This is a genomic window from Candidatus Benthicola sp. (assembly GCF_058719085.1).
The window spans coordinates 1-12,220 of the sequence record NZ_JBZQEK010000009.1 but is presented as its reverse complement, the minus strand read 5'-3'; the positions used below and the strand labels follow the sequence as shown (position 1 = coordinate 12,220).

The 12,220-nt window shown below is 66.9% G+C and carries 9 protein-coding genes and 1 pseudogene; 8 read left to right on the top strand and 2 right to left on the bottom strand.

What is annotated here, in order from left to right; all coding sequences use genetic code 11:
* Both AC36XV_RS00960 and AC36XV_RS00955 read right to left on the bottom strand, forming a co-directional pair.
* Positions 1-716: DUF5715 family protein (locus tag AC36XV_RS00960; protein ID WP_492201812.1), on the bottom strand; the 716-nt coding region annotated here is incomplete at its 3' end.
* Positions 717-952: 236 nt separating this feature from the next.
* Entirely contained in the window at positions 953-1,186 is a 234-nt protein-coding gene (locus AC36XV_RS00955; protein WP_492201811.1) for a hypothetical protein, read from the bottom strand.
* A 257-nt stretch (positions 1,187-1,443) separates the two neighbouring features.
* Between AC36XV_RS00955 and add the strand changes: the two genes are divergently transcribed.
* The 8 genes and pseudogenes from add to AC36XV_RS00915 all read left to right on the top strand — a co-directional run.
* Positions 1,444-2,523 (top strand): adenosine deaminase, encoded by a 1,080-nt coding sequence (gene add / locus AC36XV_RS00950; protein WP_492201810.1) that lies wholly within the window; start codon positions 1,444-1,446, stop codon positions 2,521-2,523.
* A gap of 379 nt (positions 2,524-2,902) precedes the next feature.
* Complete coding sequence (locus AC36XV_RS00945) at positions 2,903-3,046, top strand: hypothetical protein (RefSeq protein ID WP_492201809.1); 144 nt, start codon at positions 2,903-2,905, stop codon at positions 3,044-3,046.
* 188 nt (positions 3,047-3,234) lie between these two features.
* Positions 3,235-4,773 (top strand): efflux transporter outer membrane subunit, encoded by a 1,539-nt coding sequence (locus tag AC36XV_RS00940; protein WP_492201808.1) that lies wholly within the window; start codon positions 3,235-3,237, stop codon positions 4,771-4,773.
* Positions 4,770-6,068 carry an efflux RND transporter periplasmic adaptor subunit gene (locus AC36XV_RS00935; protein ID WP_492201807.1) on the top strand — a complete coding sequence of 433 codons (1,299 nt, stop codon included), beginning with the start codon at positions 4,770-4,772 and terminating at the stop codon, positions 6,066-6,068. Before AC36XV_RS00940 ends, AC36XV_RS00935 begins: the two co-directional genes overlap by 4 nt.
* 3 nt (positions 6,069-6,071) lie before the next feature.
* Positions 6,072-9,245 carry an efflux RND transporter permease subunit gene (locus AC36XV_RS00930; RefSeq protein ID WP_492201806.1) on the top strand — a complete coding sequence of 1,058 codons (3,174 nt, stop codon included), beginning with the start codon at positions 6,072-6,074 and terminating at the stop codon, positions 9,243-9,245.
* A gap of 626 nt (positions 9,246-9,871) precedes the next feature.
* A complete protein-coding gene (locus AC36XV_RS00925) occupies positions 9,872-10,993 on the top strand; it encodes a hydrogenase small subunit (RefSeq protein ID WP_492201805.1) in 1,122 nt (373 codons plus the stop codon).
* A gap of 2 nt (positions 10,994-10,995) precedes the next feature.
* Positions 10,996-11,904 carry a hydrogenase 2 operon protein HybA gene (hybA, locus tag AC36XV_RS00920; protein ID WP_492201804.1) on the top strand — a complete coding sequence of 303 codons (909 nt, stop codon included), beginning with the start codon at positions 10,996-10,998 and terminating at the stop codon, positions 11,902-11,904.
* A pseudogene (locus AC36XV_RS00915) lies at positions 11,901-12,220 on the top strand (Ni/Fe-hydrogenase cytochrome b subunit); the annotation flags it as partial. The gene hybA and the pseudogene AC36XV_RS00915, both read left to right, overlap by 4 nt.

Here is a 12,220-nt window from a genome sequence, read left to right as displayed (position 1 = left end):
CTCCGGAGATCGTTGAGCGCCCGCAATTCCGGGACGCTGGTTCCGCTGCGACGGGCGATCGACCACAGCGAGTCCCCGGAGCGGACCCGGTACTCCTGGCTCGATGCCACGGCGTCCGCCGGCGCACGTCGCTCGACGTACCTCGCATACTGGCTCGGAAAGAGCGCCACGTGGAAGTGCGGCGGATTCCGCTCGTACGTTGCCTCCAGCACACCCGCCCGCTCGAGGCTCAGGAGCACGCTCTCCATCCAGGATCGACAGGCGCGGTTGTTGGTGCGCCTCAGGTCCATGGCCATCCCCGTCGGATGTACGGAGCGGGAGGACGCGTTCCGCGGTTGCCGGGTCGTGGGACGGGTGAGACTGGTGACCACGAGGTTCTCGCGGCAGGCGCTCCGATACTGGGGGCCGAGCCTCGACAGGAAGAGCGCGACCTCGGGGCGGGCATACGGAAAGGACATGCGCTTGAGCTCGTACCCGGTCCCGCTTCGGATGCGAACCAGGTAGCCCTGGTCGGCGAACCACCGCACCTGCTGCGGCGTCCGGATGTAGGTGAAGTCGTGCTCTGCGGCCACCCGATTCTGCAGGTCCAGCGAGTGACGGGAGCCCCTCAGACTCTGGGCGCCCGCCTGGCCGGGCAGCGCCGCCAGCAGCGCGAACGCCACGAGAGCGACCGCCGTCGCACCGGACGTGCTTGCCGCGGATGTCTTCACTCCCATCGATCTCCTGGGGAAACTCGGCGTTCACTGATCCCATCGAGCACGCACCCCGATTATGGGGCGAGGACTCGCGAAACGCTACCCAAGTGACTACCGGGCGTGGAGATCGGAGCTGCCGGAGGTGGTGGGCTCGGTCGTGTAGACCGGGTCAAGAACGAGGGCCACCCTTCCGGCCGCGGGAGATGACGGACCGGGGGACCGCCTCAGTGGACTCTGCTCGCGCGTGCGCCCATCCCTCAGGCGACGCTGTGGCCGCGCCTTGCGCGCCAGCGGCGAACCGCTTCGCACAGGTTGCAGCAGCCGCAGCTCATCCCGCAGGTGAGCGCGCAGAACACGAATCCGCACACGGCCCAGACGAGCACGATGGTGACGGCGCTGAACAGAATGATGCCCAGAGCCTGTGCCACGAGGACCAGCGCCGAGCCGATCATGAGGTCCTCCTGTTCTCGGGCGCTCCGTCGCGCGTTCAACCACGAGCCTCCGGGGATCGCCCAAGAACGGAAGGAACGGCTCCGCCGGATGACTCTCGCGTGTGCAGGGAGCCCGGCGGCATCTCGAGGGGAGGGGGGAAGCCGGGAAACACCGCACCGAGCTTCCACCTTCAATATACACGATTCTTCTTCATCGGGTCCCCCCGCGACCTGAAGGGAACGGCCTTTCGATCGGAGGCCGCACCCGGTTGTTCGCCGCGATTGCGGAAGTCCGGCCTCCCGGCCAAGAATACCGCATGATCGAACCGTGCCTTTCCGCTTCGCTCGAGCAGTACATCCGGCGCATGCCGAAGGTGGAGCTCCACGTCCACCTGGAAGGTTCCATCCGCCCCGACACCCTGCTCGAGCTTGCGGACCGGAACGGGATCGATCTGCCGGTTCGGACGATATCGGAGCTTCAGGACTGGTACGCCTTCCGCGATTTCGACCACTTCATCGAGGTTTACGTGACCGCGGCCCGCTGCATCCGAACGCCTTCCGACGTCGAACGGATCACGGCCGACTTCCTCGCCGAACAGGCGCGGCAGAACGTCCTGCACAGCGAAGTGACCTACACGGCGTCGACCCAGCGGATGCTCTCCGGCATTTCTCTGGACGATCAGCTTGAAGCCATCAACGGCGCCCGGGCCTCGGCGGAGCGGGAGCACGGGGTGACGATGAGCCTCACCATCGACTATCCGCGCAACCTGGATCCGATGGAGTTCGTCGAGGTGGCCCACTGGGCCGTGGAGAACCGTTCCCGCGGCATCACCGCCCTCGGCCTCGGGGGACCGGAGCGCGGACATCCGCCGGAACGGTTCGAAGAAGCGTTTGCGGTGGCCCGAGAGGCCGGCCTGCCGGCGGTTCCGCACGCCGGTGAGACGGCGGGCCCGGAGAGCGTTCGGGGCGCGCTCGACGTGCTCGGGGCCGTGCGCATCGGGCACGGCGTCCGGTGTCTCGAGGACCCGTCCCTCGTGGCGGAACTTCGAGAGAGGCAGGTCCCGCTCGAGGTGTGCCCCACGAGCAACGTTCGCCTCGGGGTCTGTCCTTCCTTCGAAAAGCACCCGCTGCCCCGCCTGCTCGACGCCGGGTTGTTCGTGACGCTGAACTCCGATGACCCGTCCATGTTCGATACGACGCTCACCGAGGAGTATCTGCGATCTGCCGCGGTGTTCGGCCTCGACGCCGGAGAGGTCCGGAACCTGGTGATGAAGGCGGGCTCGGCGACACTGCTTGCCCCGGGCGAGAAGGCCAACCTGCTGGAGCGGATGGAACGGGAGTTCGGCTCGTTGTCGAGAAACGCCACAGACGAACGACCCGGGTCCCGAGACGACTGAAGGTATCGCCCCGTCATCGGACGGGTCCCCGTGTCAAAATTTGTGACACATCGGCACATCCGGGCCCGGTCGCCGACCTCTAAGTGCTCCCATCCCAGCCGATTGCCTCAGAAACGTGTCCAAACCGCGAACATGGCGGATATATGCACATAATCGTTTGATAGCACCGGGAATCGATTGTGCAATTTTTCACCAGCCGCAGAAGCCGACGCGCCGCCCGAAACGGTGGCATGTGAAATGCTTCACAAACTGGCGGCTGCCCGAGGGTGGCCCTGAATCGCTCAGACCTGCCTCGGCCCGGGAACGACGAACGGGACCCGGAACCTGAAGCGGGATCGCTCCACCGCGAACACGGTGGCCCACTCGTAAGGGGGGATAGATGAACCTGACGGCTCAGCAGGGATTCGACCTGCTCGGACTGCTCGCGATCGTCGGCATCATGCACGCCCTGGTCGTCGGGGTCGTCTGCACGGCAGCCGGATGCTTCAAGGGCGGTATGCTGCGGAGGCGCGCGCGCACCTGACCGTCAGCGTCGCCTGACGGACGTCCGGAAGACCCGGGGCCGCGGCGATCCGCGGCCCCGCGTTCCACCCAAGGCGAGAACTCCGGCCCCGGATCACGGGGCCTCTCCGTCGCCGCGTTGCCCCATCCCCTCGATCCCGTAGTTTCCTGCTTCCACGTCGTGATTCTCTGACAAGGACAGGTGGACGCATGACCAGGTGCCGCGCCCGACCATCCGCATGCCTCGCGGCGCTCGCGCTGCTCGCTGCAGGCTGCACCGTGGGTCCCGACTACGAGCCGCCGGATCTGTCTCCGCAGATGCTGCCCGATCAGTGGCGCACCACCGTGGAAACGGAGATGCAGGCGGACACGACCGATCTCGAGATGTGGTGGGTCACGTTCAACGACTCCCTGCTCACCGACCTGATCCGGCGGTCCGAGCTCGGCAACCTCGATCTGCAGGCGGCGGTCGGCCGGGTCGCGGAGGCACGGGCCATACGAGGGGTCGCCAAGGGTGGCTACTGGCCGGACATCGTGCTTGGGGGAGCGTACAGCTACCAGAAGCTGAGCGAGAACGGTCTCCAGGGGGCGCAGGCCGGGCAGTCGCCGGACGGGGCGCCCGAAGACGGAGCTTCGCCGCTCGAGGATCCGTTCGACACCTGGACCGCCGGGCTCAGCCTGAGCTGGGAGATCGACCTGTTCGGACGTATCCGGCGCACGGTCGAAGCGGCCGATGCTCAGCTCCAGGCGTCCGTGGAGGACTACCGGGACGTCCTGGTGACCCTCTACGCGGAAGTCGGGTCCGCCTACGTCGACGCACGCGCCTTTCAGGTGCGCCTGGCCTTCGCCCGACAGAACGTAGCCGCACAGGAGAACAGCCTCGAGCTCACGCGGGATCGGTTCAGGGCGGGACTCACTTCGGCTCTCGACGTCGCGCAGGCCGAGCAGAACCTGGCACAGACCCGGTCCACGATTCCCGCGCTGGAGATCGGCCTCGAAGCCTCCCTGAACCGGCTTGCCGTTCTCCTCGGAGAGGCGCCCGGATCCCTGCACGCAGAGCTGATGGCGGACGGTGGACTTCCCGAGCCCGATGACAAGGTGGCCTACGGGATACCGGCGGACCTGCTGCGCCGCCGGCCCGACATCCGGGCAGCGGAACGCCTGCTGGCGGCCCAGACGGCCCGCATCGGCATCGCGACGGCGGACCTCTACCCGACGCTTTCCCTCGGAGGCAGCGTGGGGCTGGAATCCCTGGATCTCGATGATCTGGGGGACGGGGGCAGCTTCTTCTTCAGCATCGTGCCGCAGATCAGCTGGCCGATCTTCACGGGTGGGAAGATCCGCAACCGGATCCGGGCCGAGGAGGCCCGAACCGCTCAGGCCCTGGCCGCCTACGAGCAGACCGTGCTCCGCGCCCTCGAAGAGGTACAGAACGCCCTGGTTGCCTACGGCCAGGAGAAGGTTCGGCGTGACCGCCTCCTCGAGGCGGTGGACGCTTCCCAGCGCGCCGTGAACCTGGTGCAGACCCAGTACCTGTCGGGGCTGACCAACTTCCAGAACTTCCTCGACTCCCAGCGCTCGCTGTTTCGTCAGCAGGACGAGCTGGCGGCGAGCGCCGGTCAGGTCATCATCTACCTGATCGACCTGAACCGGGCGCTGGGCGGTGGTTGGTCGCCAGGCCAGGCCGAGATGACAGCCACCGCCGCGGCTGGCGGGGAGCCACCGCAGACCGCGGGAGGGGACCGATGAACCGAAGAACGAGGTCGGCGAGCATGAATACGGATCGGGACCCTTCGAGGATGCTCGTGGTGGGTGCCGCGCTCCTGGTCGGAGCCTGCGGAGGCGAGGCGGTGCAGCGCCAGGCTCCCGAGGTGACCGTCGCGGAGCCGGTCCTGAGGCCCGTGCAGGCGTACGCCGACTTCACCGGAACGACCCGCGCCGTCGAGTCCGTGAACATCCGGGCCCGCGTGGGGGGCGTGTTGCGCCAGCAGTTGTTCGAGCCCTCCGACATGGTGAAGGAAGGAGACGTCCTGTTCATCATCGAGCAGGAGCAGTACGAGGCCGCGCGTGACGAGGCGGTAGCGGCGCTGAGGGCGGCGGTTGCCGATTCGGCGCTGAAGGAATCCAACCTGGAGCGCGTGCAGATCGCGATCGAGACGAACGCGGTGAGCCGCCAGGACCTGGACAAGGCGCAGGCCGAGCGGGATGCCGCCGTGGCCACCGTTCTCGGCGCCAGGGCCCGGCTTTCCCGGGCTCAGCTCGACTACGATTACACGATGGTACGGACGCCGATCGGCGGTCAGGTGGGACGGCGGCTGGTCGATCCCGGCAACCTGGTCGGGTACGGCGAGCAGACCCTCCTGACCACCGTCAATCGCCTCAAGCCGATTCACGTCTACTTCAACGCTCCGGAGTGGGTCGTTCTGGAGATGCTGCGCCGCATGGACGAGGCGCGCGAAGGGCTGGTCGAGGGCGATCCGACCGTGATGGACGAGGAGGAGGCGGCCGAGCTCCTGGATGACGCGAATCGCCGGCTGGAGGAAGCCACCCTCCGAGTCCTCGTCGGGACGGCCGCGGATGAGGATCGGTTTCCGTTCGAGGGTTACATCGACTTCATCGGGAACACGGTGGATCCGAGTACGGGCACCATCGAGCTCAGGGCCTTGTTCGAGAACGAGGACCGCCTGCTCTTCCCCGGGCTTTTCGTGCGCGTGCGGGCCGTGGCCGTCGAAGCGGACGAGCGCCTGGTGGTGAACGAGCGAGCCCTCGGCACCGACATCGGGGGCAAGTACCTGTTCGTCCTCGGCGAGGGGAACGTGGTGGAGCGGCGTTACGTCACCGTCGGCCAGCCGCAGCCCGACGGAACGATCGTCGTGGAGGACGGCCTCGAGATCGGGGAGACGTACATCTCGGACGGACTGCTGAGAGCACGGCCCGGGCTCCCGGTCACGCCGGTGACCGAGGAGGAGATGGCGCAGCGCCAGGCGGCCCAGCGATCTCAGTTGGAAGGTGCATCCGACGAGGGTTCCGGAGAGGAGGAGTAGGCCATGTTCAGCCGCTTCTTCATCTACCGGCCGGTCTTCGCTCTCGTCATCTCGATCGTCGTCATCATCCTCGGGACGATCTCGATTCCGACCCTCCCGGTGGAGTCCATGCCGGACATCACGCCACCGACCGTGTCGGTGAGCACGAACTTCCCGGGAGCGAACGCGGAGGTCGTGGAGCAGACGGTCACCACGCCGATCGAGAAGGAAGTGAACGGCGTGGAGAACATGATCTACATGCAGTCGAAGAGCACGTCGGTCGGCAGCATGGATCTCACCGTATCGTTCGATATCGGTACCGACCCGGACATGGCCGCGGTGTTGACGCAGAACCGGGTGTCCATCGCCGAGCCGCTCCTGCCGGAGGAGGTCAAGCGCCAGGGGGTGAAGACGGAAAAGAAGTCCACCCAGATCACCCTGATGGTGAACCTCATCTCTCCGGACGGGCGGTACGACGACATCTTCATCTCGAACTACGCCACCACCCAGATCAACGACGTCCTGGCACGGGTTCCCGGCGTGGGAAAGGTCGTGGGGATGGGGGCCAAGGACTTCGGGATGCGGATCTGGATCGATCCGGGGAAGCTCAAGGCCCGCGACCTCACGACGGATGAGGTGATCGGCGCGCTGCGCGAGCAGAACGTGCAGGTGGCCGCCGGCGCCATCGGGCAGCCCCCCAACCCCGCGGGTCTGAACTTCCAGTACACGATCACGACCCTCGGCCGCCTCGAGACGGTGGAGCAGTTCGAGAACATCATCGTCAAGACCGGCGGGTCCGGCGAGATCGTCCGCATTCGGGATGTGGCCCGCGTCGAGCTCGGATCGCAGGACTATTCGTGGTACGTGCAGCTCGACGGAGCGCCCAGCGTGGCGATCGCCGTGTATCAGCTTCCCGGGTCGAACGCCCTCGGGGTGGCCGAGGGCGTCCGGGAGGCGATCGCCGAGCTCGAGCAGAACTTCCCGGACGGGCTCGAAGCGGTCATCGCCTATGACTCGACGGAGTACATCCAGGCCTCGATCGACGAGGTGGTCTCGACGCTGATCATCGCGATCCTGCTCGTGATCTTCTCGGTGTTCATCTTCCTGCAGGACTGGCGAACCACGGTCATCCCTTCCGTGACCATCCCCGTGTCGCTGATCGGCACCTTCTTCGCCATGAAGCTGTTCGGGATGTCGATCAACAACCTCACCCTGTTCGGGCTGGTGCTCGCCATCGGTATCGTGGTGGATGACGCCATCGTGGTGGTCGAGAACACGATGCGGCTGATCGACGACGAGGGCATGGAAGCGAAGGCCGCCACCGCGAAGGCGATGGAGGAGGTCGGCGGCGCGATCGTGGCGACCACGCTGGTTCTCCTTGCGGTGTTCGTGCCGACGGCCCTGATGCCCGGCCTGACGGGACGCCTGTACCAGCAGTTCGCGATCACGATCTCGATCGCCACGGTGTTCTCGTCCATCAATGCGCTGACCCTCAGCCCCGCCCTGGCGGGGATCCTGCTGCGGCCCTCTCCCGAGACGCGCGGCCGGTTCTTCACGAAGTTCAACGAGTGGTTCGAGGTGGGCACCGGAAAGTACATGGGTGCCGTGAGAACCCTCGTTCGGCGCACGGCCGTGGTGATGGTCGTGTTCGCCGGTCTCGTGGCGGCGATGGTGTTGAGCTTCCGGATGGTGCCTGGAGGCTTCCTGCCGGATGAGGATCAGGGCTACTTCTTCGTGAACCTGGAGCTGCCGGACGGCGCCTCGATGGAGCGCACGGAGGCGGTACTCGATCGGGTGAACCTGGCGCTCGGCCGCGCCCCCGGGGTCCGGCACTACATCACGATCGGCGGCTACTCCATGCTGAACGCCGTCCAGGGTTCCAATTATGGCGCCGCGATCGTGACGCTGGACAACTGGTCGGAGCGAGGCAAGGAAGAGCACGTGGCCGCGCTGATGGCGCGTCTCCAGCAGTTCCTGTTCACCATCCAGGAGGGGCGCGCGTTCGCTTTCGGACCGCCCCCGATCATGGGCCTCGGAAACGCGACCGGGTTCTCGATGGAGCTGCAGGACCGGGGAGGGCTCGGCCTTCAACAACTCCAGACCTTCGCCCAGGACATGGTCGCCGCGGGCACGGCGAGCCCGGTGGTCGATCGCCTCAACCAGAACTTCACGGCGAATGTGCCGCAGCTGTTCGTGGATGTGGATCGCAACCGGGTGAAGACCTACGGTGTCCCGCTCCAGTCCGTGTTCACCACGCTCCAGGCGAACCTCGGATCGGCGTACGTGAACGACTTCAACCTGTTCGGCCGCACGTGGAAGGTGCAGGTTCAGGCCGACCAGCAGTTCCGCTCCAGGGTCTCGGACATCGGCCGCCTCGAGGTGCGCAACGCCGCGGGCGACATGATTCCCATGGGCTCCCTCGTCCAGGTGCGCGACACGGTGGGCCCGCAGGTGATCACACGATTCAACATGTTCCCGTCGGCCACGATCACCGGGGTCCCCACTCCCGGGAAGTCGTCCGGGCAGGCGGTGACGGAGATGGAACGGCTGGCCGGCGAGTTCCTTCCGCAGCAGATGGGCTACCAGTGGTCGGGCGTGACCTACCAGCAGATCGCGGCCGGCAACCTGGCGCCCATCATCTTCAGCCTGGCCATCATCTTCGTGTTCCTCTTCATGGCCGCGCAGTACGAGAGCTGGATGATCCCGCTGGCCGTGCTCATGGGCGTGCCGATGGCCATCTTCGGGGCCGTCGCCTCGACGGGCCTCCGCCGTCTGGACAACAACATCTACACGCAGATCGGCCTGGTGCTGCTGATCGGGCTGGCGGCCAAGACCGCCATCCTCATCGTGGAGTTCGCCAAGCAGCAGCGCGAGGAAGGCAAGGGCATCATCGAGGCAGCGGAGACGGCGGCGCGCCTTCGATTCCGGCCCATCCTCATGACGGCTTTCTCGTTCATCCTCGGGGTGATTCCGCTCGCCATCGCTTCCGGAGCCGGAGCCGCCAGCCGGGTTTCGCTCGGCACGGCGGTCCTGGGTGGGATGCTGATCGCCACCGTGAGCGGGGTGTTCCTCATCCCCGCCTTCTACGTGGTGATCCAGGGGCTGATCGAGCGGCGAGGCGGCGGTCGCCGGTCGGATTCGGCGGTCTCGACCGGAACCGGACCGGGAGATCCTCCCGTGGCCGATGAGCCGGCTTGAGTCCCCCGGCCCTGCACAGCGGCAGCTGGTGACTCGCGGCCCGGACTCGATCTCCGGGCCGCCTGGTTCCCGCCGCGGGGATCCCGGTCAGGACCGCCCGTCGCGGGGCAAACTGTCCCAAACGTCGACAAGCCGTCGAGCGTCGGCGCAGCGATCCGGCCATCCGTCCGGGCGGCCATGGTCCGGGAACGGTTGATTTATCGGCCTTTGCCGCAGCCCCTTACCCTCGCTGACCGCACCTCGACCGCGTCTGGCACACAGGTTGCCTTCCTCCCTCCCGATGGGGTGCAAGCTCCAGGCATCGGAAGAGCCTTTATCGAATTGACATAGAACCAGTTCTCGATCTTCGGTTCCGCGCGGATACCGGTTCCGAATCGAGAGCGCCAACGGTAGCCGGGCCGTCTCCCGGCGTCGGCTCAGCGAATCACCCATCGCGGTGCGCTCGCCCCCCGGCGCCTGCTCCGTCCAGGCTACCGAACACGCCTCAGCCCTCTTGTGGCAACGCTGGGCCGCCGGCTCGATCGGCTGCTCACTGCGAATAGATGGAGTCAAAGGACTCTGAGCGCGTCGGATGGCGATGATTGACGGCATCCGGCTGGTACCGTGCCACACATCGGAGGGATTCCATGTCCGTTCCTCTTGAGCTCGCACTCCAGGCCACGACCCCGGGGTGGCATCGTCGAGATTTCGTGAAGGCGTGCGGCATGGCGGCCGCGGCCGTCGGCCTGCCCGCGGAAGCGGCAGCCAAGTTCGTCCAGAACGCGGAGGCCGGCCTCAAGCCGTCCGTGATCTGGCTCTCCAACCAGGAGTGCACCGGCTGCACCGAGACCCTGCTCCGCACCTCGCACCCCGGCCTCGCCGAGCTGATCATCGATCTGATTTCCCTCGACTACCACGAGGCCCTGTTCGCGGCCGCCGGACACCAGATCGAAGCGGCGCGACGGGCGGCGATGGAGCGGTATGCCGGCAGCTACATCCTGGTGATCGAGGGCGCCATCCCGACCAAGGACGACGGGATCTACTGCAAGATCGCCGGACACACCTCGCTGGACCTGGTGCGCGAGTGCGCCGAGAGCGCCGGCGCGATCATCGCGATCGGATCGTGCGCCTCGTGGGGCGGCATTCCGTCCGCCGATCCAAATCCCACGGGCGCGTCCGGCGCCCCGGCGGTCCTGGAAGGCAAGACGGTGGTCACGATTCCCGGTTGCCCGGCGAACCCGTACAACTTCCTCGGCGTGGCCCTGCAGTACGCCACCTTCGGCACCCTGCCCGAGCTGGACGACCTCGGGCGGCCCAAGTTCGCGTACGGTCGAACGATCCACGAGCACTGCCCGCGCAGAGCCCACTTCGACGCTGGACGCTTCGCCCGCCAGTTCGGAGACGAGGGACACCGGCTCGGGTACTGCCTGTACCACCTCGGCTGCAAGGGACCGCAGACCTTCGCCAACTGCTCGGTCCAGCACTTCAACGAGGTCACCGACGCCTGGCCGATCGGGATCGGCTATCCGTGCTACGGCTGCACCGAGCAGAGCCTCGCCTTCCGGGTCGCGCGCGTGGAAACGGTGGATCCGAACGAGATCGTACCGCCCTCCACCTATCCGCCGATCTTCGCGGATCGCGGTCCGATCAGCCCGCTCGCCACGGGCATCGGCGGTGCCGTCGTCGGCGGAGCGATCGCCGCCGGAGTGATGGCTTCCAAGAAGGTGGCCGAGAGCACCGCGGAGGCCGGCGCGGGAGAGGAGGGCTGACGATGAACATCTCGCGTAGAGGTGCCCTCAAGGTCGCCGCCCTCGGGGCCGCGGCCGCCAGCGGGGTGCGAAAGGCAGAGGCGCGCGAGCGCCGCGAGGCACCCGACGACGCGGTCGGGATGCTCTACGACTCGACCCTCTGCATCGGGTGCAAGGCCTGCGTCGTGGCGTGCAGAAGGGCGAACGGGCTCTCGTTCGAGCCGGACAGCACGCTGTACGACGACCCGGTCGACCTGACCGGTCACACCGCGAACATCATCAAGCTGTACAACGGGGAGGAGCGGGCCGCGTTCATCAAGCAGCAGTGCATGCACTGCGTGGACCCCGCCTGTGCCTCCGCCTGCATGATGGGCTCGTTCCAGAAGCGCGACAACGGAATCGTGACCTGGCGTCCGGAGAAGTGCATCGGCTGCCGCTACTGCCAGATCGCGTGCCCGTTCGAGATTCCCAAGTTCGAGTGGGACTCTCCGCTGCCCCGAATGGTCAAGTGCCAGCTGTGCCTCGACAAGGCCGGAGGCACGGAGCCGGGCCAGCTCCGGGAAGGCATGGAGCCGGCCTGTTGTGAGGTCTGTCCGCGCGACGCCGTGATCTACGGCGACTACGAAGAGCTGAAGCAGGAGGCGCAGGCCCGACTCGACGCGGAACCCGACCGGTACAACCCGAGAGTCTACGGGCTCGACGATCTCGGCGGTACGCAGGTGCTCTACCTCGCACCCGCCGGCGTCGAGTTCTCCGACCTGGGGCTTCCGGAATACGGTCCCGAGTCCGTTTCGCAAACGCCGGTCGGCCTCCAGCATACGATCTACAAGGGCTTCGTCGCGCCGGTGGCCCTGTACGCGGTTCTCGCCGGTCTGACCTGGAGAAGCCGCCGTCAGCAGGACGCAGAAGCGGACCAGGAGGTGGCATCATGAGCGCGCGAGCCACGCCGGTCGGAGGGAAGCTTCTCACCCCCACCATGAAGGGACTGCTGATCCTCATCGGGATCGCCGCCGTTCTGCTCCTGTGGCGATTCGCGGCGGGGCTGGGCGCGGTGACCGACCTGAGTGACGGCTACCCGTGGGGCCTGTGGATCGCGTTCGACGTGGTGACGGGCACGGCCCTCGGGTGCGGCGGTTACGCCATCGCCCTCCTGGTCTACGCTTTCAACAAGGGCAAGTACCACCCGCTGGTGCGCTCCGCGCTCCTGGCCAGCGCACTCGGCTACACGCTCGGGGCGATCGGCGTGCT

Bases quoted from the DNA above. Each gene is read 5' to 3' on its own strand.
- add (WP_492201810.1), top strand. From the start codon at position 1,444: ATGATCGAACCGTGCCTTTCCGCTTCGCTCGAGCAGTACATCCGGCGC.
- AC36XV_RS00945 (WP_492201809.1), top strand. From the start codon at position 2,903: ATGAACCTGACGGCTCAGCAGGGATTCGACCTGCTCGGACTGCTCGCG.
- AC36XV_RS00940 (WP_492201808.1), top strand. From the start codon at position 3,235: ATGACCAGGTGCCGCGCCCGACCATCCGCATGCCTCGCGGCGCTCGCG.
- AC36XV_RS00935 (WP_492201807.1), top strand. From the start codon at position 4,770: ATGAACCGAAGAACGAGGTCGGCGAGCATGAATACGGATCGGGACCCT.
- AC36XV_RS00930 (WP_492201806.1), top strand. From the start codon at position 6,072: ATGTTCAGCCGCTTCTTCATCTACCGGCCGGTCTTCGCTCTCGTCATC.
- AC36XV_RS00925 (WP_492201805.1), top strand. From the start codon at position 9,872: ATGTCCGTTCCTCTTGAGCTCGCACTCCAGGCCACGACCCCGGGGTGG.
- hybA (WP_492201804.1), top strand. From the start codon at position 10,996: ATGAACATCTCGCGTAGAGGTGCCCTCAAGGTCGCCGCCCTCGGGGCC.